The organism is Pseudomonas sp. LB3P31 (assembly GCF_054897945.1).
Window position 1 is genome coordinate 1,696,448 of record NZ_CM142710.1, and the last position, 21,326, is coordinate 1,717,773.

At 58.6% G+C, this 21,326-nt stretch carries 27 protein-coding genes; 3 read left to right on the forward strand and 24 right to left on the reverse strand.

The features are described 5' to 3' along the window. The first annotated feature begins 126 nt into the window (after nt 1-126). Nucleotides 127-1,332: an MFS transporter gene (locus tag ACYZTK_RS07610; RefSeq protein ID WP_462013868.1), complete on the forward strand. Its 1,206-nt coding sequence runs from the start codon at nt 127-129 to the stop codon at nt 1,330-1,332. 56 nt (nt 1,333-1,388) lie between these two features. On the opposite strand, the gene ACYZTK_RS07615 is transcribed toward ACYZTK_RS07610, so the two are convergent. The 13 genes from ACYZTK_RS07615 to ccmA form a co-directional block, all read right to left on the reverse strand. Then, nucleotides 1,389-1,793: a type II toxin-antitoxin system HicB family antitoxin gene (locus tag ACYZTK_RS07615; RefSeq protein WP_462013869.1), complete on the reverse strand. Its 405-nt coding sequence runs from the start codon at nt 1,791-1,793 to the stop codon at nt 1,389-1,391. Continuing rightward, complete coding sequence (locus tag ACYZTK_RS07620; RefSeq protein WP_462013870.1) at nt 1,793-2,005, reverse strand: type II toxin-antitoxin system HicA family toxin; 213 nt, start codon at nt 2,003-2,005, stop codon at nt 1,793-1,795. The genes ACYZTK_RS07615 and ACYZTK_RS07620 overlap by 1 nt, the downstream gene beginning before the upstream one ends. 140 nt (nt 2,006-2,145) lie before the next feature. After that, nucleotides 2,146-2,727: a phosphonate metabolism protein/1,5-bisphosphokinase (PRPP-forming) PhnN gene (phnN, locus tag ACYZTK_RS07625; protein ID WP_462013871.1), complete on the reverse strand. Its 582-nt coding sequence runs from the start codon at nt 2,725-2,727 to the stop codon at nt 2,146-2,148. A 78-nt stretch (nt 2,728-2,805) separates the two neighbouring features. Beyond that, nucleotides 2,806-3,207, reverse strand: coding sequence for a hypothetical protein (locus tag ACYZTK_RS07630; protein WP_462013872.1), 402 nt, complete (start codon nt 3,205-3,207; stop codon nt 2,806-2,808). A 12-nt stretch (nt 3,208-3,219) separates the two neighbouring features. Next, nucleotides 3,220-4,422 (reverse strand): c-type cytochrome biogenesis protein CcmI, encoded by a 1,203-nt coding sequence (ccmI, locus tag ACYZTK_RS07635; protein ID WP_462013873.1) that lies wholly within the window; start codon nt 4,420-4,422, stop codon nt 3,220-3,222. Further along, the gene (locus ACYZTK_RS07640; RefSeq protein WP_462013874.1) at nt 4,415-4,888 is read right to left on the reverse strand and encodes a cytochrome c-type biogenesis protein; all 474 of its coding nucleotides are present in this window, start codon (nt 4,886-4,888) and stop codon (nt 4,415-4,417) included. The genes ccmI and ACYZTK_RS07640 overlap by 8 nt, the downstream gene beginning before the upstream one ends. Further along, nucleotides 4,885-5,421, reverse strand: coding sequence for a DsbE family thiol:disulfide interchange protein (locus ACYZTK_RS07645; protein WP_462013875.1), 537 nt, complete (start codon nt 5,419-5,421; stop codon nt 4,885-4,887). Before ACYZTK_RS07645 ends, ACYZTK_RS07640 begins: the two co-directional genes overlap by 4 nt. Further along, a complete protein-coding gene (locus ACYZTK_RS07650) occupies nt 5,418-7,421 on the reverse strand; it encodes a heme lyase CcmF/NrfE family subunit (protein WP_462013876.1) in 2,004 nt (667 codons plus the stop codon). The genes ACYZTK_RS07645 and ACYZTK_RS07650 overlap by 4 nt, the downstream gene beginning before the upstream one ends. 3 nt (nt 7,422-7,424) lie before the next feature. Further along, the gene (ccmE, locus tag ACYZTK_RS07655; RefSeq protein ID WP_462013877.1) at nt 7,425-7,880 is read right to left on the reverse strand and encodes a cytochrome c maturation protein CcmE; all 456 of its coding nucleotides are present in this window, start codon (nt 7,878-7,880) and stop codon (nt 7,425-7,427) included. Beyond that, complete coding sequence (gene ccmD / locus ACYZTK_RS07660) at nt 7,877-8,053, reverse strand: heme exporter protein CcmD (protein WP_462013878.1); 177 nt, start codon at nt 8,051-8,053, stop codon at nt 7,877-7,879. Before ccmD ends, ccmE begins: the two co-directional genes overlap by 4 nt. Further along, nucleotides 8,050-8,805 carry a heme ABC transporter permease gene (locus tag ACYZTK_RS07665; RefSeq protein ID WP_392886507.1) on the reverse strand — a complete coding sequence of 252 codons (756 nt, stop codon included), beginning with the start codon at nt 8,803-8,805 and terminating at the stop codon, nt 8,050-8,052. Before ACYZTK_RS07665 ends, ccmD begins: the two co-directional genes overlap by 4 nt. A 94-nt stretch (nt 8,806-8,899) precedes the next feature. Next, nucleotides 8,900-9,568 (reverse strand): heme exporter protein CcmB, encoded by a 669-nt coding sequence (gene ccmB / locus ACYZTK_RS07670; protein ID WP_150582590.1) that lies wholly within the window; start codon nt 9,566-9,568, stop codon nt 8,900-8,902. Further along, a complete protein-coding gene (ccmA, locus tag ACYZTK_RS07675) occupies nt 9,565-10,200 on the reverse strand; it encodes a cytochrome c biogenesis heme-transporting ATPase CcmA (protein WP_462013879.1) in 636 nt (211 codons plus the stop codon). Before ccmA ends, ccmB begins: the two co-directional genes overlap by 4 nt. Nucleotides 10,201-10,397: 197 nt before the next feature. Between ccmA and fliK the strand changes: the two genes are divergently transcribed. After that, nucleotides 10,398-11,963 carry a flagellar hook-length control protein FliK gene (gene fliK / locus ACYZTK_RS07680; RefSeq protein WP_462013880.1) on the forward strand — a complete coding sequence of 522 codons (1,566 nt, stop codon included), beginning with the start codon at nt 10,398-10,400 and terminating at the stop codon, nt 11,961-11,963. Then, nucleotides 11,960-12,289: an EscU/YscU/HrcU family type III secretion system export apparatus switch protein gene (locus tag ACYZTK_RS07685; protein ID WP_462013881.1), complete on the forward strand. Its 330-nt coding sequence runs from the start codon at nt 11,960-11,962 to the stop codon at nt 12,287-12,289. The genes fliK and ACYZTK_RS07685 overlap by 4 nt, the downstream gene beginning before the upstream one ends. A gap of 55 nt (nt 12,290-12,344) precedes the next feature. Here ACYZTK_RS07685 and ACYZTK_RS07690 read toward each other — a convergent pair whose 3' ends face one another. From ACYZTK_RS07690 to ACYZTK_RS07740, 11 genes are all read right to left on the reverse strand, one after another. Further along, complete coding sequence (locus ACYZTK_RS07690; protein ID WP_462013882.1) at nt 12,345-12,923, reverse strand: hypothetical protein; 579 nt, start codon at nt 12,921-12,923, stop codon at nt 12,345-12,347. A gap of 126 nt (nt 12,924-13,049) precedes the next feature. Beyond that, on the reverse strand, nt 13,050-14,429 hold the full coding sequence (locus tag ACYZTK_RS07695; RefSeq protein ID WP_462013883.1) for a colicin-like pore-forming protein: 1,380 nt from the start codon (nt 14,427-14,429) through the stop codon (nt 13,050-13,052). Between the two features lie 598 nt (nt 14,430-15,027). Then, complete coding sequence (locus ACYZTK_RS07700; RefSeq protein ID WP_462013884.1) at nt 15,028-15,294, reverse strand: hypothetical protein; 267 nt, start codon at nt 15,292-15,294, stop codon at nt 15,028-15,030. Nucleotides 15,295-15,575: 281 nt separating this feature from the next. Next, nucleotides 15,576-15,968: a DUF2802 domain-containing protein gene (locus tag ACYZTK_RS07705; RefSeq protein ID WP_462013885.1), complete on the reverse strand. Its 393-nt coding sequence runs from the start codon at nt 15,966-15,968 to the stop codon at nt 15,576-15,578. Then, nucleotides 15,969-16,454 (reverse strand): chemotaxis protein CheW, encoded by a 486-nt coding sequence (locus ACYZTK_RS07710; protein WP_462013886.1) that lies wholly within the window; start codon nt 16,452-16,454, stop codon nt 15,969-15,971. A gap of 75 nt (nt 16,455-16,529) precedes the next feature. Further along, a complete protein-coding gene (locus ACYZTK_RS07715; protein WP_462013887.1) occupies nt 16,530-17,378 on the reverse strand; it encodes a CheW domain-containing protein in 849 nt (282 codons plus the stop codon). Then, nucleotides 17,375-17,680: a hypothetical protein gene (locus ACYZTK_RS07720; protein ID WP_462013888.1), complete on the reverse strand. Its 306-nt coding sequence runs from the start codon at nt 17,678-17,680 to the stop codon at nt 17,375-17,377. The genes ACYZTK_RS07715 and ACYZTK_RS07720 overlap by 4 nt, the downstream gene beginning before the upstream one ends. Nucleotide 17,681: 1 nt before the next feature. After that, on the reverse strand, nt 17,682-18,470 hold the full coding sequence (locus ACYZTK_RS07725) for a ParA family protein (RefSeq protein WP_462013889.1): 789 nt from the start codon (nt 18,468-18,470) through the stop codon (nt 17,682-17,684). A gap of 43 nt (nt 18,471-18,513) precedes the next feature. Further along, nucleotides 18,514-19,407, reverse strand: a complete 894-nt coding sequence (motD, locus tag ACYZTK_RS07730; RefSeq protein WP_462013890.1) for a flagellar motor protein MotD — start codon at nt 19,405-19,407, stop codon at nt 18,514-18,516. A gap of 15 nt (nt 19,408-19,422) precedes the next feature. Then, entirely contained in the window at nt 19,423-20,163 is a 741-nt protein-coding gene (locus ACYZTK_RS07735) for a flagellar motor protein (protein ID WP_045061205.1), read from the reverse strand. Beyond that, entirely contained in the window at nt 20,163-21,290 is a 1,128-nt protein-coding gene (locus tag ACYZTK_RS07740; protein ID WP_462013891.1) for a protein-glutamate methylesterase/protein-glutamine glutaminase, read from the reverse strand. Before ACYZTK_RS07740 ends, ACYZTK_RS07735 begins: the two co-directional genes overlap by 1 nt. Between the last annotated feature and the right edge of the window lie 36 nt (nt 21,291-21,326).

The window sequence follows — 21,326 nt, forward strand, 5'->3', positions numbered from 1 at the left end:
ACAGGCACGCAGCTCCCCCTCATTCATTCCCCGAGCGAATGATTACTATCAATCCAATCTCGCTTCCGCCCTCCAGCCCTGCGCCTTAGCCTGCACCCATTCCTCAGTTGTTTAACGAGACACCTCATGACTCCAGCAAACTCAGTGCCCCACGGCACCGCGACAATGACCCGAGGCATGGTCCTGCTATTCGCCTTTTGCTGCGGCGCCATCGTGGCCAACATCTACTATGCCCAGCCGATCATTGGCCTGATCGCGCCGGATATCGGCCTGACCAGCACCATGGCCAGCCTGATTGTTTCGCTGACGCAAATTGGCTACGCGCTTGGCCTGTTCTTCCTGGTGCCGCTGGGCGATCTGCTGGAAAACCGCCGGCTGATGATCATCACTACACTGGTAGCGATTGCCAGTTTGCTGGGCGCGGCGTTCACCGATCAGCCGAATGTGTTCCTGCTGATTTCATTGCTGGTGGGCTTCAGCTCGGTATCGGTACAGATCCTGATCCCCCTCGCCGCACACCTGGCCCCGGAAGAATCCCGCGGCCGGGTGGTCGGCGGGATCATGGGTGGTCTGTTACTGGGCATTTTGCTGGCACGGCCGGTAGCTAGCGTCGTAGCCGACCATTTCGGCTGGCGGGCGATGTTCGTGATTGCCGCCGTGCTGATGGCCGCGATCAGCATCGTTCTGGCCCTGACCATTCCCCAGCGCAAGCCGGATCACAGTGCTTCGTACGGACAATTGCTCGGCTCGCTGTGGACGCTGCTGCGCAGGCAACCGGTTCTAAGGCAGCGGGCCTTTTACCAGGGCTGCATGTTTGCGAGTTTCAGCTTGTTCTGGACCGCAGTGCCGCTGGAGCTGGCGCGCAATCACGGATTGTCGCAAACCCAGATCGCGATCTTCGCCCTGGTCGGCGCTATCGGTGCCATCGCAGCGCCCATCGCCGGACGCCTGGCCGATGCCGGGCATACCCGCATCGCATCACTCTTGGCCCTGGTGTTTGCCAGCCTGAGTTTCCTGCCAGCGTTCATCCACCCGGCCTTCAGTGTCATTGGCCTGGCGGTAACCGGCGTGGTGCTGGATTTCTGTGTGCAGATGAACATGGTGCTCGGGCAACGTGCGGTTTATGCCCTTGACGGCAAGAGTCGCAGTCGCCTGAACGCGCTGTACATGACCAGCATCTTTATCGGCGGCGCATTTGGCTCCTCCGTGGCCAGTGTGGTGTACGAACATGGCGGCTGGTTGTGGATCGTGATTGTCGGCAGCGCGTTCCCGGTTTTAGCCTTGCTGCGGTTCTTGAGCGTTGCAGAGAAACCTGCACTCGCCAGCGCATAACGCTTCGAAAGCTTCGCGGGCGAACCTTGCCGGACCGCCCGCGAAGACAAAACTGCTTAGTGACGAACCAGCTTCTCCATCGCCGCGTCGGCCAGAAAGGACGAGCGACTCTTGATGTTGTGGTCGCGCACATAACGATCGATGCGCTGGATCACATACCCGGGCAGCGTCACGTTGACCTTCTCGGTCTTGCCCATGTACGGCGAGATATCCAGCTCCAGCATTCCCCACCCCATGTCCGCGAAGTCGGGATTACCCCGGTGCTCAGCCGCGGAGGTCGGCATGGGAATCTGATCGCCGCCTCCCGCAATCTCCTGCAGCATGATGTGGGCAATCTCGACTGCCGCGTTGTACGCATCTTCAAACGTATCCCCAGCCGTAACGGCGCCAGGGATATCGGGGATCTGAATACCGATGGCGGTGTTCTCGTCGCCCCACTCGATACAGATGGGATATTGCATTATGGATCTCCTGCGTAACTGGCGGCCGGGTAGTTGAGCCCGGCGCGCCTCCTGATGCTTTTGACCGTGCCCACCGGCAAATCCTTTTTCGGGTGCGGCACGGGAATCGTGTATGGGTTGTAACGGTGAGTGAAGACGTGATGACTGCCAGTAACCCGATCCAATACCCACCCCGCCTCTTCCAGCTCCTTGATCAATACTCTGCTCTGCACCGCCAGCCTCCTTGCCACGCCAAAATAAAGATAACCCTAGGGTTATCTTTATTCAAGCACAAAAGCTGGAATTTACACGGTTGGGTGTTTTGCAGGGTGTGATCATGGGAGTCGAGTTGCTGGCGATGCAGCCATCAGGATTACGGCGGCGACAAGGGGGCAGTGGATTGAGCGTTAATACACCCCAACAAACACTCAACCGTATCCTCCAGCGCCCCGGAGTTATCAAGCACACAAAGCCCCGGATCGTGCTGCGCAACCACCTGTTCACTAAACCACGCATTGCGTGCCAGACGGGCCTCGATCTCTTCCACTGACTCACGCCCCCGCGCCAGCAAGCGCTCGCGCAGTACGCTCGGCTCCACAGTCAGCAGCAGTACCAGGAGGTTCGGATAACGCAGGCGAGTTTCCGGCAAATGGCCGCGCGAACCATTGACCAGTACGTTCTGCCCCGCCGCCAGCCAATCGTCGATTTCTCGGGGGATACCGTAGCAGAGCCCATTGGCGCGCCAGCTCAAGGCGAACTCGCCCTGGGCCTCGAGCGCAGTGAATTCTTCGAGACTCACGCCCCGCGCCGCTTCACCCGTGGCCTCGGCCGAACGGGTGATGACCCGCCGCACGATGCGGCAGTTTTGCTCGGCCAATCGCGTCCGTGCGGCATCCAGCAGGCTGTCCTTGCCCGAGCCTGAAGGTCCGATGAGATAGATCAACCTGCCCGTCATCAATTCACTCTCTTCACTTGCCGCAGGATTTGATAAAAGCGGGGCAATCAAGAAGGCGACCCTGAGGTCGCCTTTGCGTCACTTGAACTGCCGGCCCAAACCGCTAGGCACGCCATGGATGTCGGTATCTTCCCATGGACCGTTCGGGCTGACCGAGCGGCTCCAGCCATTGCTCCAGCGGTAATAAGTGCGCTGGCGATAGAAGGTATTGGTCTGGTCATCCAGCACGTAGACGCCAAGCTTGGCATCCCAATGGCTGTTACCACCCGGTGGCGGTGCGAAGCTCGCGGAGGTGCGTGGCACTGGCTTCGCAGGTTTCGTCGGGATGCTCGGCTTGCTCGGCGTCGGTGCAGTGGACGGCGTCGGCTTGGGCTGCGAGGGCGGAATCGGCGGCAACGGCGCGGGTTCGGGCCGCTGGACCGCACAAGCGCTTAACCCCAGGACCATACTGAGCAGGGTGATTCGGGCGATGGCGGTCATAGGTGCTTCCTGTTATTTGTCCGGACTGTCGATGGTCAGTGTTTGTGGCGCGGTGGTGCTGCTGGCCAGGGGCTGGCCGCGACCGATCCATTCACCGGCAGTCGGTTGGCCGGCTCGGGATACGCGCGCAACCAGTTGGACTTCAGGAAAGTTGGACAGTTTCAACTGCGGCATCATTGCGTCGGCATCGCCCAGTTCGACGGTCGCCGGCAAGTCGGCCACAGTCAGGCGCTTGGCGGCCAGAGGTGCCGGAGGGCCGGATGTGGCACGAGCAAAAATGAACACGCTGTCGCCCGGCTGAACCTTGGCCTTCAACTCGGGTGCAAGGTCGACGGTAACTTTCAGCAGGGCTGCCGCTTTCGCCGCAGGTGCCTTGGCGACTTTGCCGCCGCCCGCTTCGAGTTTCTCGGTGGCACGGGCGATTCCGCCTTGCAATGCTGCACGGGAATTGTCCTCTGGTGGCAATTGCGCCAGCAGCCGGTTCCAGTAATCAATGGCGTCCTGATAACGCTCGCCTTCAAACGCGGCGATACCGAGCAGGCCCAGGCTGGTGACTTCTTTAGGATCAGCCTTGAGCGCTTCGTCGGTCAGAGCCTGGACCTTGTCCGACCACTTTTTGCCGTCGGCGAAGTATTGGGCTTGCGCCCATTGACCGAGCAACTCCGGTTGCCGACCGGCCAAAGCCACTGTGCGCTCGAACATCTTCGCCGCATCGCCGGGGCGATCCTGGGCCATGTAGGTGCGACCCAGGAAGTACAGGCCTTCAGCCGAATCGGGCTGGGCCGCGACAGCACGCTCCAGGCGCCGGGTCATCTCTTCCATGGACTGCGGGGCCTGGGCGAATTCACGGGTCAGTTCGACCTTGTCGCTGGCACCGAAATGCAGGTACAAGCCAAGGCCCAGAACCGGCACCAGAATCGCCGCCAGCAGTGGCAGCGGCTTGCCCAGGCGCGATACGCGCGGTGCCGCGACGCCTTCGGTGTCGGCCAGCAGTTCACGGGCCGCTTCGGCGCGACCGGTGTCCAGCTGGGTGGCGTTGAGCACGCCCTCTTCCTGCTGAGTCTGCAACTCAGCCACGCGCTCCTGATACAGCGCGACGTTCAGGGCAGTACGATCCTCTTCAAGCTGGGCGCGACGGCCACGCAAAACGGGGATCAGCAGAAAACTCAGGGCAACCAGAAGTAGCAGACCTGCAGCGAGCCAGAAATCAATCATTCTTGGTTTTATCCAACAGATGGTCGAGGCGCTCGTGCTCCTCGGCGGAAAGCGTGTCCGGGGCGTCGGTGCGCTGGACGCGGCGACGGCGGACAATCACGGCGATGGTCACAAAACCGCCCAGCAGCAGGCCGGCAGGGCCGAACCAGAGCAAAGCAGTCTTGGCATTCAGCGCAGGTTTGTAGCGGACGAAATCACCATAACGATCGACCATGAAGTCGATGATCTGCTGGTTGTCCTTGCCCTCGCCGAGCATGCGGAAGATCTCTTTGCGCAGGTCGGCGGCGATAGGGGCATTGGAGTCGGCGATGTCCTGGTTCTGGCACTTGGGGCAGCGCAGTTCCTTGGTCAATTCGCGAAAGCGCTCGCGATCACCTTCCTTGGCGAACTCGTAGGTGTCGATGGCTGCATGGGCCACACCCGCCATGCTCAAGCCAAGCACAGCAGCAGCGATCCAGCGCTTCATGGCTTGGCCTCGTCAACCAGCGCCTGGTACTTGGCGGCCAGTTTTTCGCGCCATACCTGCTCGTCAATCACCCCGACGAACTTGTCGCGGATGATGCCCTTGGCGTCGATGAAGAAGGTTTCCGGAGCGCCGTAGACACCAAGGTTCAAGCCCAGAGTGCCTTCTTCGTCGCGGATATCCAGCTGATACGGGTTGTGAAACTCCGCCAGCCACTTCAAGGCGTCGGCGTTGACGTCCTTGTAGTTGATGCCGTAAATCACCACGCCCTGCTCGGCCAGTTTGTTCAACACCGGGTGCTCGACCCGGCAGGACACGCACCAGGTGCCCCACACGTTGACCAGCGCCGGCTTGCCGAGGATGTCGGCCCGGGTCAGGGTCTTGTCACCCTGCACGGCGGGCAGGGAAAACTCCGGAAACGGCTTGTTGATCATCGCCGAAGGCAACTCGGCCGGGTCCAGGTACAGCCCGCGATACAGGAAAACCGCTACCACCAGGAAAATTGCCAGTGGGAGCAACATCAACCAACGTCTCATGCAGTGGCTCCCGACATGCCCAGTGCTTCGCGCACGCGGCTTTTCACCTTGACCCGATAACGCCGATCCAGAGCCGCCAGCAACCCGCCGAAGCCGGTAAGCAACCCGCCGAACCAGATCCAGCGTACGAACGGCTTGACGTGGACGCGCACGGCCCAAGCGCCATCACCCAAAGGTTCACCTAGCGCAACGTAGAGGTCACGGGTGAATCCGGCATCGATCCCGGCTTCGGTCATCACTGAATTCTGCACGGTGTAGAGGCGCTTTTCCGGGTGCAGCACGCTGATTTCCTTGCCGTCTCGAATCACCCGAATGGTGCCCTTATCGGAGGTGAAGTTCGGGCCTTCGAAGTGTTTGGCCCCTTCGAACACGAACTGATAACCCCCCAGGCTCATGGATTCGCCAGGCGCCAGGCGCAGGTCGCGCTCGGCACTGTTCTGGCTCGACAGCACGACGCCCAGTGCACATACGGCGATACCGAGGTGGGCGATCTGCATGCCCCAGTAGCTGCGGGTCAGGGTTGGCAGGCCCTTGATCAGCCCCTTGTGGCGAGTCTTGTCGAAGATGTCGCGCACGCCGGCCAGCAATACCCAGGCGGCGAGCATGAAGGTGGCGATTACTGCCCAGTTGAAATCGCCATAGGCGACGCCGGCAATCACGGCCAGTGCGGCGCTGCCGAGCAACACCGGGGTCAGCATGCCCACCAGCCATTTGACCGGGGTGTCCTTCCAGCGCACCAGCATGCCGACGGCCATCACTGCCATCAGCAATGCCATCAGCGGAATAAACAGCGCGTTGAAGTACGGCGGGCCGACGGACAGCTTGGCGCCAGTCATCGAGTCCAGAATCAACGGATACAGGGTGCCGAGCAGGATCATCGAGGCCGCTACCACCAACACCAGGTTGTTGCCCAGCAGCAGGGTTTCCCGGGACCAGAGGTTGAACCCGACGTGGCTTTTCACCACCGGCGCACGCAGGGCGAACAAGGTCAGCGAGCCACCGACCACGAACAGCAGGAAGATCAGGATGAACACCCCGCGCTCCGGATCGGAGGCAAACGCGTGCACCGAGGTAAGCACACCGGAACGCACCAGGAAGGTGCCCAGCAGGCTCAGGGAGAACGCGGCGATTGCCAGCAACACGGTCCAGCTCTTGAACACGCCACGTTTTTCCGTGACGGCCAGAGAGTGAATCAATGCGGTACCAACCAGCCAAGGCATGAAGGAGGCGTTTTCTACCGGGTCCCAGAACCACCAGCCGCCCCAGCCGAGTTCGTAGTAGGCCCACCACGAACCGAGGGTGATACCGATGCCGAGGAACGCCCAGGCAACGATGGTCCACGGACGCGACCAGCGCGCCCAGGCTGCATCAAGTCGACCGCCGAGCAAGGCGGCGATGGCAAAGGCAAACGCTACGGAGAAGCCGACATACCCCATGTACAGCATCGGCGGGTGAACGATCAGGCCAATGTCCTGCAGCAAGGGGTTGAGGTCGCGACCGTCGGCCGGAATCTGCGGCAGGATGCGCGCGAACGGGTTGGAGGTCAGGATCAGGAATAGCAGGAAACCGGTGCTGATCATGCCCATGATCGCCAGCACCCGCGCCAGCATCACTTGCGGCAATTGCCGGGAGAACACCGATACCGCGAAGGTCCAGCCACCGAGGATCAAGGCCCAGAGCAGTAGCGAACCTTCGTGTGCGCCCCACACCGCGCTGAATTTGTAGTACCACGGCAGCGCACTGTTGGAGTTGCTGGCGACGTAGTCCACGGAGAAGTCGTCGGCCATGAACGCGTACGTCAGGCAACCGAAGGCGAACAGCAAAAATGCGAACTGCCCCCAGGCGGCCGGTTGCGCAAGGCTCATCCACAGGCGATCGCCGCGCCAGGCACCGAGTAATGGCACCACCGACTGCACCAGGGCGAAACACAGCGCCAGGATCATCGCCAGGTGGCCGAGTTCCGGGATGAACAGCCCGGCGCTATAGAGTCCAGCAGTCATCAGTTAGCCCTCTTTCGCAGGAGTAGGTGCCGACATGCCACTGTCTTTCAAGGCTTTGGTCACTTCCGGCGGCATATATTTTTCATCGTGCTTGGCCAGCACTTCGTCAGCGACCACCACGCCATCGGCATTGAGCTTGCCCAGGGCGACAATGCCCTGCCCTTCGCGGAACAGATCGGGAAGGATGCCGCGGTAGCTGATGGTCACGGTCTTGTTGAAATCGGTGACGTTGAACTTCACGTCCAGTGAGTCGCCAGAACGCTGCAGCGAACCTTTCTCGACCATGCCGCCTGCGCGAATCCGCGTGTCTTGCGGGGCTTCGCCGCTGGCGATCTGGGTCGGGGTGTAAAACAGGTTGATGTTCTGCTGCAGGGCACTCAGGGCCAGGCCAACGGCAGCGCCGACGCCGACCAGGATCGCGAGAATGATGATAAGACGCTTTTTGCGCAGCGGATTCACTTGCCGTTCTCCCGGCGCAGACGACGCGCCTCTTGTTGCAGATACCGCTTGCGGGCCAGGATTGGCGCCGCCACGTTAAAGCCCAGCACCGCCAGGCAGATGCCGTAGGCTGACCAGACATACAGGCCATGATGGCCCATGGCGATGAAGTCGCCGAATGAAGCAAAACTCATCGAGCGGCCTCCAGGCTGTTCTGCACTTCGGCTTTGACCCAACTGGCCCGGGCTTCGCGCTTGAGCACTTCGAGGCGCATGCGCAGCAACAACACCGCGCCGAAGAAACAGTAGAAACCCAGCACCGTCAGCAGCAGTGGCAGCCACATCTCGGCAGGCATCGCCGGTTTTTCGGTGAGGGTGAAGGTCGCGCCCTGGTGCAGGGTGTTCCACCACTCCACCGAGTATTTGATGATCGGGATATTGATCACGCCGACAATTGCCAGCACCGCGCACGCCTTGGCGGCGCTGTCACGATTGCTGATGGCGTTGCCCAGCGCAATGAGACCGAAGTACAGGAACAGCAGAATCAGCATCGACGTTAGTCGCGCATCCCAGACCCACCACGAACCCCAGGTCGGCTTGCCCCAGATGGCCCCGGTGACCAGCGCCACAGCCGTCATCCACGCACCGATGGGTGCCGCACATTGCAGCGCGACGTCGGCCAGTTTCATCTTCCACACCAGCCCGACGATGCCGCACACCGCCAGCATTACGTAGATCGACTGCGCAAGCATGGCAGCGGGAACGTGGATGTAGATGATGCGAAAGCTGTTGCCCTGCTGGTAGTCGGGTGGCGCGAAGGCCAGGCCCCAGACCACACCAACGCCAATCAGCAGCAACGCGGCGATGCTCAACCACGGCAGCATTTTACCGCTGATGCCGTAGAACCATTTGGGTGAGCCGAGCTTATGAAACCAGGTCCAGTTCATTACTGTTTCCATCACGGTTGCTCTTCGCTATGAAGAGCCAAGGGTCTGTCTTTTTTTCAAAAGCAAGCGATCAAAAAATGACCAGACCTCGTTATTATTCGCCGACGCTGATCTTCAGGCCAGCAGCTATTGCAAAGGGTGTCAGGGTTATCGCCAGGGCGGTCAGGCTACCAAGCCACAGGAGATAACCGGTCGCCGGCATGCCCTGCAATGCCGCCTGCAAGGCGCCACTGCCAAGAATCAATACCGGGATGTACAGCGGCAGTATCAGCAGTGCCAGCAGCAAGCCGCCACGCTTGAGGCCTACGGTCAGTGCTGCGCCCACCGCACCGAGCAGGCTCAGCACTGGTGTACCCAGCAACAGGGAAAGCAGCAACACCGGCAGACAGGCGGCAGGTAAACCGAGCATCAACGCCAGCAATGGTGCGAGCAAAACCAGGGCCAGCCCAGAGAAGGCCCAGTGTGCCAGTACCTTGGCCAAAACCAGAAGAGGCAGGGGGTGCGACGAAAGGACCCACTGTTCAAGGGAACCATCTTCGAAATCACTGCGGAAAAGCCCGTCCAGCGAGAGCAAAACCGATAAAAGGGCGGCTACCCAGACCAGTCCCGGAGACAAGGTTTGCAACAATTGAGACTCGGGGCCGACCGCCAAAGGGAACAGCGCAACCACGATCGCGAAGAATACCAGCGGATTGGCCAATTCGGCGGGCCGACGGAACAGCAAGCGGGCCTCACGGGCGACCAACAGGCCAAAGACACTCATACGGCCCAGTTCCCCAGATCAATGTCGCGATAACCGGCCGGCATCCGGCTCAGGGTGTGGTGAGTGGTCAGCACCACCATGCCGCCTCGCTCGCAGTGCGCTGCCAGGTGTTCTTCAAGTTGCGCCACGCCCTGTTTATCCAGCGCAGTAAAAGGCTCATCAAGGATCCATAACGGCGGGCTGTCCAGATACAGCCGCGCCAACGCCACTCGACGCTGCTGGCCGGCGGACAGGGTGTGGCAGGGAACATCCTCGAATCCGCGCAGCCCGACAGCATCCAGCGCTTGCCAGATGGCTTCATGGGATGCAGGTTGATGCAGGGCGCAGAGCCAGCTGAGGTTCTCTTCCGGCGTCAGCAGGTCCTTGATTCCGGCGGCATGGCCGATCCACAACAGGTTGCGCGCCAGTTCATGGCGTTGCTCGGTCAGCGGCTGGCCGTTGAGCAGCACCTGGCCGGCAGTCGGCTGCATCAAGCCTGAAAGCAGCCGCAGCAAACTGGTCTTGCCACTGCCATTGGGGCCGCTGATTTGCACCATTTCGCCACTGCCCAGTCTCAATTCGAGATTTTCGAAGAGCAGCCGAAGGTCTCGCTCACAGGCAAGGGCAACGGTTTGCAGGACTGGACTGGTCAAGAGATCACGGGCCTTTACGGTTCAAGTCGGCGGTATTGCGGCCGCTAAAGAGATGCAGGATAAATGCATTGGCGGCCCTTTATGGAGAGCTGCGTCAAACAATTGCATTGTTTCGCGCGCCCCATAGACGACGGGGCGGCATTATACATGCCATCTCCTACTCTCAAGAGTGCAATTTCCGCAGGTTGTGACCGCGTATGACAGGCGAAATGAACATCCTCCCGATCTCGCAGAATGCGCCGGCTTCTTCACGCCCGCAGACCAGCGGTGAGCTGCTCAAGCTGCTGACGCCGATGGAGGGTCTGATTTCTGCGGGCCAGTCTGCTAACGCCGAAGTGTTGTCGCTCAAGCAGGCCGACCAGGCCTTTCAGTTACTGCTGAAGATCACTCTGGAAAACGGTCGTCAGACCACGCTCCAGGCCCTGAGTAGCCAGCCATTGCCCCAGGGTTCCAGCCTGGCAATCACCCAGCCCTCGGCAGGCAATCTGGCCATCACCCTGCAACAGGCTCTTGCTTCCAGCGCGGCCACCCTCACCCGCCTCGACCCGACGCAACTGCCGGCCGGCACGCTGCTGCAAGGCAAGGTCCTGACCTCCCAGGTGCTGCCGCAGGAACTCGGGCAGCCCACGGTGTATCGCTCAATGGTCGGGCTGCTCAACACCGCATTGAGCGGTAGCACCTTGAGCATCGACAGCCCGACTCCGCTGCGTATCGGTACCTTGCTCAGCGCCCTGGTGCAGGACAGCCAGACCTTGAAGTTCGTCCCGCTTGGCAGCCGTTCGGAGCAATTGGCCGTCACCCAGCAACTGGCCAGCCAGCAAAGCCGGCAAGGCTCCCTGGACGGCCTGCTGAAACTTCTGCAGAACCTTCCCGCCGGCGGCCAGACCTCCAGCGACCTGCGCGCCGCCGCCGACAAGCTGCTCGCCGGACTGCCGGATATTCATCAACTGAGCAGCCCGAAAGGCCTGGCCCTGGCCCTGGCCAACAGCGGCGTGTTCCTCGAATCGAAGCTGCTTGGCGGGCTGAATCCGTCGCTGGCGCCGGATATGAAAGGTGATCTGCTCAGGCTGATTGCCCAGTTGAGCCCGACACCCAACACCCAACTGAATGCGATCATTGCCGCCAACACCCTGGCCCAAGCGATGCCGAGCTTCATGCGCAATGCCCTGGGCATGCTCAGTCAGGTCAGTGCCAAGCCCTCGCCGACCAGCTTCCCAATCGCCGATCGCCTGTTGCAGAGCGCCGAAGGCGAGGATGACCTTGAACACCTGCTGCGCCTGGCAGCCGCTGCAGTATCGCGCCTGCAAAGCCACCAGCTGTCGAGCCTGGAACAGACCGGCGTGACCGCTGACGGTCGCTTGATGAGTACCTGGCAGCTGGAAATTCCGATGCGTAACCTGCAGGACATCGTCCCGTTGCAGGTTAAATTCCAGCGTGAAGACGCGCCGGAAAAAGAACAGCCGAAAGATCGCCAGGAAGAACGCCCGCCCAAACAGCAACTGTGGCGAGTCGAGCTGGCGTTCGACATGGAGCCGCTGGGGCCGTTGCAGGTTCAGGCCCAGTTGATCAGCGGCAGCCTGTCCGGCCAGCTGTGGGCTGAGCGGCCGTACACCGCCAGCCTGATTGAAAGCAACATGGCGGCGCTGCGCCAACAGCTGCTTGATTCAGGCCTGAACGTCGGCGACATTGACTGCCACCTCGGCACTCCTCCGCAAGGCCGGCAAACAAGCCTCGAACAACGCTGGGTGGATGAAACCGCATGAAAACCTCAGACACCCCACGCCAGGCCATCGCCCTCAAATACGACGGCACCCACGCCCCGACTCTCACCGCCAAGGGCGATGATGCGCTGGCGGAAGCGATCCTGAAGATTGCCCGGGATTACGAAGTGCCAATATACGAAAACGCCGAGTTGGTGAAGTTGCTGGCGCGAATGGAGCTGGGCGAGAGTATTCCGGAGGAGTTGTATCGCACGATTGCGGAGATTATTGCGTTTGCGTGGAGGTTGAAGGGGAAGTTTCCGGAAGGGCAGGATCCGGATGCGCCGATGGTGGAGAAGGATGTGACGCTGTCATCCCACAGGGAGTGAGTCCTGACGAGTCCTTCTCCAATCGACATGAGCGAGTAGCCTGCAAGCGAACCATTCACGGTCGGTCATTTTTTACGTCCTTTTTATCTTTCCAACGCCTGATCAAAAGGCGAGGGATGTATAAAATCGCGATATATAACCCCAACGGAATGAAATAAAAACTTAAAAGCATTACCGAGGCGAACAACGAATAAATTACCGTATTTAAGCCGAAGATATAAAGCTTGCGATTGTGCTGAGCCAAATCTACGGCTTCGAAATAGTTTATAGAGACGAATATAGCAAAAAAAACCAGGAAAACAATCAGTCCAAAAATATACTTGCCAAGCGTAAGCTCATTATATTGATTCGAATCTATAATCATTGTTGTGTAGGTTTTGTAAAACGCAACCAAAGCAAACAAAGGACCAAACAAGCTTATGTAACTGGTAGTCAGCTTAGAGCTGAAAGGAAAGAGAGAGGACCAGAAACCCACCAAACCAAACAAATGCTGATTTAATAATTCATCGAGCCGTAATTGGATTTCGGTAGTAGCATGTGCTGGCAAGAGATTGGCAATGAAAAAAACTGGAACCAGGCTAATCACGATGATAATGTAAGGTATGGATATAACTTGATTAACTTTGAAAATCATACAGTCCACCTTACAAGAATAGCCGTATAAAAAATACTCCAAAGCAGCGACCAACAAGCTCCCAACAGGCCCGACTCCCTTAGTCGCCTGGCCCAGGCTACCATATTGGAGCCGATCGGCTCACTATTATGTAAAAACTTTTAAAATAGAGGTATTTATTTCATCCACCTTTTGCGCATCTAAATAGGCCGCCATGATCGCCATTAATATCGCTACCATGACCACCCCTGCGGCGCTGGCAGCAAATATAGGAAAAAATAAAGCCATACCGACTGCTAGGAGCGCTCCAGCGCCAATACCTAACCCGATACTTTCTAGCTCAAGACCCAAGGGTTTCCAATCGCCTCTTTCAACCCCTAAAATTGTCTTATCCAGAACCGCATTCAATTGAATAATTTTCCCGACTACGCCGAATGCCTTCCCTAAGCGAGTAACATTATCTGCAAGCGTAGCTCGGTCAAGAGCTTGGAGCGCGCTAGCTATAGCTTGTGTGTCTCGAACATTCAGCTTTATGTTGGGGTTGATTCGCACCTTTTCAAAGGTTTTCATCGCGTCGGCGTAGCTTCGAACTTTCTTGCCCGAAATATTTTCCTGCAAACCTAAGGCGACTTTGCTCATATTCTCTCCATATTTGGCGAGAATACTTTTATTGATGTCTGCTAGAAAGCTTACTGCATCTTTATAAGCTTTCGCCTCTCCTGCAATACGTGCTTGCTCATCAGCGACGCGCTGAGCTTCGATCTCCGCTGCAATACGTGCTTGCTCCTCAGCGACTCGCTGGGCTTCGACCTTCGCCGCAATACGTGCCTGCTCATCAGCAACGCGCTGCGCTTCGACTGCGGCGGAGAGTCGAGCCAGCTCTGCAGCTTCGGCTGCCAACCGTTGCGCCTCCGCTTCGGCGGCAATCCGAGCCTGGATGGTCGTTAACTCTAACTTTAATGCAGCGGATTGATTATTTAAAAGCCCAATACCTTCGGACAGTAGTTTGGAGTTATAGGCAGCAGTGTATGAGTCTGACCAAGCCGCTTTAATTGCAGATAGTAGTTGCCGAGGGCGATATTGGCTCGCAAGGTCAAACGGCGTTTTGGAGAGCGGATCACTCCCGTAAAAAGCGTTCGCCAATTCACTCTGACGTGCAAATTCGGATGACTTCAGTCCAATTAGTGTGTCACGTATAGCTATTTCGTGAAGAACAATTTCAACGGAGACAAATTGACTTGACGCGCCGTCAGCCCGGATTCTAGCTAATTCAGATTCCAGTATAACAGTAAGGTGTTTTTGTTTTTCGGAGTATTCGCTTCTAACTTTTTCGGCGATGACATCGTGGTTCGCTTCTGCCCAATTATGCAGTGCCCCTTGGGCCCCCTTGCCAAAAACACCGTCTTTTAATGGGCCTTCACGGTCAAAGGCATTAGATCCAAAGCCATCGCCAGAGCCGTACGGACTGATAATTGGTTCCCACTCATATGCTGTGACATGGGTGATAGGAAGATCTGCTGAAGACATAACATTTTCTTTTCGATAATTTCGAATGATCGTCCCCATCAAAACGATGGGTGACACGACTGAATGCGCTCTTATATGAGGCGTTCCCCACCACATGCAATGTGCTCGGATAGCACCCAGCTACGACTTTGCAAAAGCAGGCAATGAATGAAACAAAACTATTCACTTCATGCCGTGCGATACTCGACCCTATTTATCCCTTACACTAATAGCTACATATGTAATCATAAAGCATAAACATCTGCCGCCCAGCCGGACCATTCCGTAAGATTTGTGGTAACGCTCCCAGGACTCTGTAGTCCATTTCCTAAGACTTTGCCCTGTGTGGATTTGAAGGACAAATGCATGAAAAATCGAAAGGAACAAAAATGGTCAAGCGAGGGGAACTACGGGGGCGGATATACTTTTTTACGCCTACGGTCGTCGCTTTCGCGTGGAGGTACAGGAGGAACTTGGCAGGGAGGCACGCCGGGCGGAGTCAGGGGTCAGAGGACAAGGGGACAAGGGGACAAGGGGGGACAACATCGAGCAAGATAAAGCACTGATCGCCCGTTCACAAGGAACGATCAGCCCTCGAATTATTCAACAGGAACATTTTTCAACTGACACATTCAGCTTCTCGCTGAATATCACCAGCAGTAACGGTGCCATCGGTCCACCGGACCAGAATAAAAGAAATGCGTATACCGACCAGAGGCAACAGATCCTCCCACTTCAAGAAATCGATGCCGCGCAGAACATAAACGTTGTTGTCATTCGAAGACCTGACAGTGCCCTTTGCTTTTGGGGTTATGACTGGCCAATCGGGTGTTTCGAGAACGAATGTTTCAATGACACCGCTATGACGAGCTGTTTCATTGCTCATTACATATTTCCCCTCAGTTATATTGGACTAGATATTTCGGGTATCGAAATACATCTAATGACCAATATTCGGGATTATGTAGATTTCCTGGGACTTGAACAGATTGAATATGTAACGAGTAAATTATATTTCAAGTTGTAGGATATTTATGAAATTTTGTGGTGTTAGCGAAAAGATCGCAGCCTCGTTGCACTCGACAGCTCCTACAGGGGTGCAACACAGGGTGTGTGCCGACCCGGTAGGAGCTGTCGAGTGCAACGAGGCTGCGATCTTTTGATCTGTCAGTGCTTGTGCAACTTGCTCATCAACTCCGCCTCAGCCTGGGTCAAGCCGCAGGACTGAGTCAGTTCGTCGACGCTGGCGCCCATGCCCACCAACCGCGCCGCCTGGGCAAACGACAGGCTCGACGGGTCGCGTTGCTCAAGCTGCGTCAGCTTGTCTGGCATAGGGCCGACTACTGCGCGTAATTCCTGCAGTTCCTGGCCCATGCGCACGTTACCGTCCTGGTAATTTTCGACGCGCCTGGCCAGGTCCTTGATGCGCTGGTCGCGCAGCGCATCACCCGCGACCTGTTGCGCGGCGAGCAGCTTTTGCGCGCGAACGTACGCCAGGAACATTGCCAGGGTGCCTGCCCACAAAAGGAACAGGACAATGATCGCGACCTCAAGAATCAATCAGATGTTCTCCAGATCCGACCATTCTTCTTCGCTCATCATCTTGTCGAGTTCGACCAGGATCAGCAGTTCGTTGTTCTTGTTGCACACGCCTTGAATGAATTTGGCGGACTCTTCGTTACCGACGTTCGGTGCGGTTTCGATTTCCGACTGACGCAGGTAAACCACTTCGGCCACGCTGTCGACCATGATCCCGACCACTTGCTTGTCGGCTTCGATGATGACGATACGGGTGTTGTCGCTGATCTCGGCGTTCATCAGGCCGAAGCGCTGGCGGGTGTCGATCACGGTGACCACGTTACCGCGCAGGTTAATGATCCCGAGCACGTAGCTTGGGGCACCTGGCACCGGGGCGATTTCGGTGTAGCGCAGCACTTCCTGCACGCGCATTACGTTGATGCCGTAGGTTTCATTGTCCAGCTTGAAGGTTACCCATTGCAGGATCGGATCTTCAGAACCCTTTGCAGCCATCGCCTTATCATTCATACCCTGACCCCTCAAAAAACCGCCGTGGCGGTGTGTGTTCTGTACAACGGCCCTCGATAGGCCGCTGCCTGTTTATCATGTCGGTTTGTGAGCCGGCGTCTTGCTGCCCATGTGCTTTGCCCCGCCGCTGGCGATCAGCTCCGCCAGCTCGGCAACATCGAGCAATGCACACATGTGTTCAATCACGGTGCCGGCCAGCCACGGGCGTTGGCCCCGCTGACTGCGCCATTTGATTTCGTTAGGGTCCAGGCGCAGTGAGCGGCTGACTTGATGCACCGCCAGCCCCCATTCGTAACCCTGGACCGAGATGACATATTGCAGGCCCTGGCGAAAATCGTCGCGGTAGCGGTCGGGCATGACCCAGCGCGCGGTGTCGAGGACTTTCAGGTTGCCGGCCTGGCTCGGCAGGATCCCGAGGAACCACTCCGGCTGGCCGAACAATGGAGTCAGCTCATGACCTTCCAGCGAATAGATCGAGCCCAGGCACACCAGCGGCACGGCCAGGGTCAACCCGGCCACATCGAACAGCAGGCATTCGAATGGCTCGGCAGCCCAGGCGGGACGACCATTGGTCTCCACCGGTGGCGGCGTGTTGCTGGGAGGCAGGTGGACTTCCACAATGGGAGGCACGAGGACCTGGAGCAGCGGTGCGAGGGTCGATACGGGCACCGGGATAGGTGCTTCGACCAGTACAACCGGGGCCTTCTCGACCGGGATAATCACGGGGGCGGCCACTACAGCAGGTATTTGCGCATCCCGGGCCTGCTCTTCGAGCACCGCTGCCTGGAACTCGTCCAGGGTGGCTTCTACCTCGACCGCTTCAACTTCGACCGGTACGTCTTCGGTCGCTTCCTGCAGCAAGCTGTCCAGGTAGGACTGCAGCGCCAGTTGCGGACGAGAGGTGATCTTTACCGGGCGATTCATTGGAATGCGCTCACTGTAGGAGCTGCCGAAGGCTGCGATCTTTTGATCTTGATCTTTTTAAGGGCGCCACAAAGCCAGATCAAAAGATCGCAGCCTGCGGTAGCTCCTACGGGCTGCGATCTTTTGATCTTGATCTTTTTAAGGGCGCCACAAAGCCAGATCAAAAGATCGCAGCCTGCGGCAGCTCCTACGGGCTGCGATCTTTTGATTTTGATCTTTTCAAGGACGCCACAAACCAAGATCAAAAGATCGTCCGAACGCGGCACCGAGCCTGCGGCAGCTCCTACCGGGAATGAGTTCATCTCATGCCTCCTGCGGCACGAGTTGTTGCTCCAGCAAATGCTTGAGCAACGAACGATACGCCAGCACCCCACGGCTCTTGCCATCGAACTGCGACGGCGTAAGACCAGCGCGGCTGGCATCGCGCAGGCGCGTGTCGACCGGGATATAACCTTGCCAGACTTCGTCCGGGAACATGTCGCGCACTATGCGCAAGGTGCCAATGGACGCCTGGGTTCGGCGGTCAAACAGGGTCGGGACGATGCTGAACGGTAGCGGCTGTTTGCGCGAGCGATTGATCATCGCCAGGGTGTTGACCATGCGCTCCAGGCCCTTGACCGCCAGATGCTCGGTCTGCACCGGGATCACCAGTTGCTGGCTCGCGGCCAGCGCGTTAACCATCAGCACACCCAGCAGCGGCGGGCTGTCGATCACCGCGTAATCGAAGTCCTGCCACAACTGCGCCAGACTCTTGGCGATCACCAGCCCCAGGCCACTCTGTCCCGGCGACTGGCGCTCAAGTGTCGCCAGCGCAGTGCTCGAAGGCAGCAGCGAAATGCTTTCATGGCTGGTCGGCATCAACAGTTGACCCGGCAACCCCGCAGGGACGCTGCCCTTGTTCAGGAACAGGTCGTAGCAGCTGTGCTCCAGGCTGTCGGGGTCATAACCGAAGTAGCTGGTCATGGAACCGTGGGGATCGAGATCGACCACGACCACGCGCTTGCCCGCCTCGGCCAGCAACCCGGCTAAAGCGATGGAGGATGTGGTTTTACCGACACCACCCTTTTGATTGGCGACTGCCCAGACTCTCATTCGATTAATTCCTCCCGGTCGAGAATGCCGACCGAGAAATAACTCAGCGTGTTAATGCGGGTGACGGAGAATTGACGGCGCTCTCTCGTCCCGGCGGCTTGACCGGTGCAGGTGCAGTTTGTGTGCCAGCACGCTTCAATGCGGCATCCGGCTGCGCATTGGCGGTGCCGGTGCCCGTCAGGCTGCGGCGCACATCAAGGTTTCGTGACACCACCAACACTACTCGCCGGTTGCGCGCGCGGCCTTCGGCAGTGGCGTTGTTGGCCACCGGCTGGAACTCGCCATAGCCCACCGACGCCAGGCGTCCGGGGTTGACCCCCTGCATCGCCAGCATGCGCACGATGCTGGCCGAACGCGCCGAAGACAGCTCCCAGTTAGTGGGGTATTGCGCGGTGCGAATCGGTTGATCGTCGGTGAAGCCTTCGACATGAATCGGGTTGTCGAACGGTTTCAGAATCGCCCCGACCTTGTCGATGATGTTAAACGCAACGTCGCTGGGCATTGCATCCCCGCTGCCGAACAACAGGCTCGAATTGAGCTCAATCTCGACCCACAACTCATTGCCGCGCACGGTCATCTGGTTCGACTTGATCAGGTCGCCAAACGCCGCACTGATGTCATCGGCAATGCTCTGCAAAGGGTTGCTCCCGGCCTGGGCGATGCCGGCATCAAGCTGTTCGCTGTCCTTGACCAGCGGCTTGGCCGGGGTCACGGTCTGCGGGCGTTCTTCACCGATGGGGATCGGTTTCAGCGACCGGTCGGAGTCGTTGAAAACGCCGATCAACGCCTCGGAAATCACCTTGTACTTGCCCTCGTTGATCGACGAGATCGAGTACATCACCACAAAAAATGCGAACAGCAGCGTGATGAAGTCGGCGTAGGAAACGAGCCAGCGTTCATGGTTCACATGTTCTTCAGGTTGCCGGCGGCGCGCCATCGTCCATTACTCCCATCAATCCATGAAGCCCTGGAGCTTCAACTCGATAGAGCGAGGGTTTTCACCTTCGGCGATCGACAGAATGCCTTCCAGCAACATCTCGCGATAACGCGACTGGCGCAGGGCGATGGCCTTGAGTTTGGCGGCGATCGGCAGCAGCACCAGGTTGGCACTCGCCACGCCGTAGATAGTGGCGACGAAGGCCACGGCGATGCCGCTGCCCAGTTGCGACGGATCGGCCAGGTTGCCCATGACGTGGATCAGGCCCATCACCGCACCGATGATGCCGATGGTTGGCGCGTAGCCGCCCATGCTTTCAAAGACCTTGGCGGCTTCGATGTCACGGCTTTCCTGGGTGTAGAAATCCACCTCCAGAATGCTGCGAATCGCTTCCGGCTCGGCGCCGTCCACCAGCAGTTGCAAGCCTTTGCGCGAATAGTTGTCGGGTTCGGCGTCAGCCACCCCTTCCAGGCCCAGCAGGCCTTCCTTGCGGGCGGTGAGGCTCCAGTTGACGACGCGATCGACGCCGCCGGCCAGGTCCACCCGCGGTGGAAACAGAATCCACACCAGGATTTGCATCGCGCGCTTGAACGCGCTCATCGGTGACTGCAGCAGTGCCGCGCCAACGGTGCCGCCGATGACGATCAACGCCGCCGGACCGTTCGCCAACGCGCCGAGGTGGCCGCCTTCAAGGTAGTTGCCGCCGATGATGGCGACGAACGCCATGATGATCCCGATAAGGCTCAGTACATCCATTAGACACACGCCTCGACCAGGTGCCGGCCGATTTCATCAAGGCTGTACACCGCGTCGGCCAGCTCGGCCTTGACGATAGCCATCGGCATGCCATAGATCACGCAGCTGGCTTCGTCCTGGGCCCAGATGGTGCTGCCGCCCTGCTTGAGCAGACGCGCGCCTTCGCGACCGTCGGCGCCCATGCCGGTCAACACCACCGCCAGAACTTTGTCACCGTAGGATTTGGCCGCCGAACCGAAGGTGATATCCACGCACGGTTTGTAATTCAGGCGCTCGTCGCCCGGCAGAATCTTCACCGCGCCACGGCCATCGATCATCATCTGCTTGCCACCCGGTGCCAACAGCGCCAGGCCGGGACGCAGGATGTCACCGTCCTCGGCTTCCTTGACGTGGATGCGGCACAACTTGTCCAGGCGCTCGGCGAAGGCCTTGGTGAACGCTGCCGGCATGTGTTGCACCAGCACGATCGGCGCCGGGAAATTCGCCGGCAGCTGGGTCAGTACTCGCTGCAGGGCCACCGGGCCGCCAGTGGACGTACCGATGGCGACAAGCTTGTAGCCTTTGCGCTTGGGCGCAGGCGAAGAAGGCGCTGACGCAGTGGCGCGGGTTGCAATCGGTGTCGGAGTCGGACGCGCAGGAACACTGCTGCCGTAGCTCGAAGGCGCAGGCGCAGGCGCTGCAACTGGCGCAACGACCGGCGCCGGCGCGCTATAGGCACTGGCCCGACGATTACTGCGCGAGATCGTGTGGATCTTCTCGCACAGCAGTTGCTTGACCTTGTCCGGGTTGCGCGAGATGTCTTCGAAATTCTTCGGCAGGAAATCCACCGCGCCAGCGTCCAGCGCATCCAGGGTGACCCGGGCGCCTTCGTGCGTGAGCGAAGAGAACATCAAGACCGGGGTCGGGCAGCGCTGCATGATGTGCCGCACCGCCGTGATGCCATCCATCATCGGCATCTCGTAGTCCATGGTGATCACATCGGGCTTGAGGGCCAGTGCCTGGTCGATCGCCTCTTTGCCGTTGGTTGCCGTGCCGACCACCTGGATGTTCGGATCCGCCGAAAGAATTTCCGAAACACGGCGACGGAAAAACCCTGAATCGTCCACCACCAGGACTTTGACTGCCATAAACACTCCATTAGCAGGAGCGAGGCTCAGTCGCCC

Excerpts from the sequence above, each read along its gene's own strand:
- ACYZTK_RS07610 (WP_462013868.1), top strand. The coding sequence starts at position 127 with ATGACTCCAGCAAACTCAGTGCCCCACGGCACCGCGACAATGACCCGA.
- ACYZTK_RS07615 (WP_462013869.1), bottom strand. The coding sequence starts at position 1,793 with ATGCAATATCCCATCTGTATCGAGTGGGGCGACGAGAACACCGCCATC.
- phnN (WP_462013871.1), bottom strand. The coding sequence starts at position 2,727 with ATGACGGGCAGGTTGATCTATCTCATCGGACCTTCAGGCTCGGGCAAG.
- ACYZTK_RS07630 (WP_462013872.1), bottom strand. The coding sequence starts at position 3,207 with ATGACCGCCATCGCCCGAATCACCCTGCTCAGTATGGTCCTGGGGTTA.
- ccmI (WP_462013873.1), bottom strand. The coding sequence starts at position 4,422 with ATGATTGATTTCTGGCTCGCTGCAGGTCTGCTACTTCTGGTTGCCCTG.
- ACYZTK_RS07640 (WP_462013874.1), bottom strand. The coding sequence starts at position 4,888 with ATGAAGCGCTGGATCGCTGCTGCTGTGCTTGGCTTGAGCATGGCGGGT.
- ACYZTK_RS07645 (WP_462013875.1), bottom strand. The coding sequence starts at position 5,421 with ATGAGACGTTGGTTGATGTTGCTCCCACTGGCAATTTTCCTGGTGGTA.
- ACYZTK_RS07650 (WP_462013876.1), bottom strand. The coding sequence starts at position 7,421 with ATGACTGCTGGACTCTATAGCGCCGGGCTGTTCATCCCGGAACTCGGC.
- ccmD (WP_462013878.1), bottom strand. The coding sequence starts at position 8,053 with ATGAGTTTTGCTTCATTCGGCGACTTCATCGCCATGGGCCATCATGGC.
- ACYZTK_RS07665 (WP_392886507.1), bottom strand. The coding sequence starts at position 8,805 with ATGAACTGGACCTGGTTTCATAAGCTCGGCTCACCCAAATGGTTCTAC.
- ccmB (WP_150582590.1), bottom strand. The coding sequence starts at position 9,568 with ATGAGTGTCTTTGGCCTGTTGGTCGCCCGTGAGGCCCGCTTGCTGTTC.
- fliK (WP_462013880.1), top strand. The coding sequence starts at position 10,398 with ATGACAGGCGAAATGAACATCCTCCCGATCTCGCAGAATGCGCCGGCT.
- ACYZTK_RS07685 (WP_462013881.1), top strand. The coding sequence starts at position 11,960 with ATGAAAACCTCAGACACCCCACGCCAGGCCATCGCCCTCAAATACGAC.
- ACYZTK_RS07690 (WP_462013882.1), bottom strand. The coding sequence starts at position 12,923 with ATGATTTTCAAAGTTAATCAAGTTATATCCATACCTTACATTATCATC.
- ACYZTK_RS07695 (WP_462013883.1), bottom strand. The coding sequence starts at position 14,429 with ATGTCTTCAGCAGATCTTCCTATCACCCATGTCACAGCATATGAGTGG.
- ACYZTK_RS07700 (WP_462013884.1), bottom strand. The coding sequence starts at position 15,294 with ATGAGCAATGAAACAGCTCGTCATAGCGGTGTCATTGAAACATTCGTT.
- ACYZTK_RS07710 (WP_462013886.1), bottom strand. The coding sequence starts at position 16,454 with ATGAATGATAAGGCGATGGCTGCAAAGGGTTCTGAAGATCCGATCCTG.
- ACYZTK_RS07715 (WP_462013887.1), bottom strand. The coding sequence starts at position 17,378 with ATGAATCGCCCGGTAAAGATCACCTCTCGTCCGCAACTGGCGCTGCAG.
- ACYZTK_RS07720 (WP_462013888.1), bottom strand. The coding sequence starts at position 17,680 with ATGAACTCATTCCCGGTAGGAGCTGCCGCAGGCTCGGTGCCGCGTTCG.
- ACYZTK_RS07725 (WP_462013889.1), bottom strand. The coding sequence starts at position 18,470 with ATGAGAGTCTGGGCAGTCGCCAATCAAAAGGGTGGTGTCGGTAAAACC.
- motD (WP_462013890.1), bottom strand. The coding sequence starts at position 19,407 with ATGGCGCGCCGCCGGCAACCTGAAGAACATGTGAACCATGAACGCTGG.
- ACYZTK_RS07735 (WP_045061205.1), bottom strand. The coding sequence starts at position 20,163 with ATGGATGTACTGAGCCTTATCGGGATCATCATGGCGTTCGTCGCCATC.
- ACYZTK_RS07740 (WP_462013891.1), bottom strand. The coding sequence starts at position 21,290 with ATGGCAGTCAAAGTCCTGGTGGTGGACGATTCAGGGTTTTTCCGTCGC.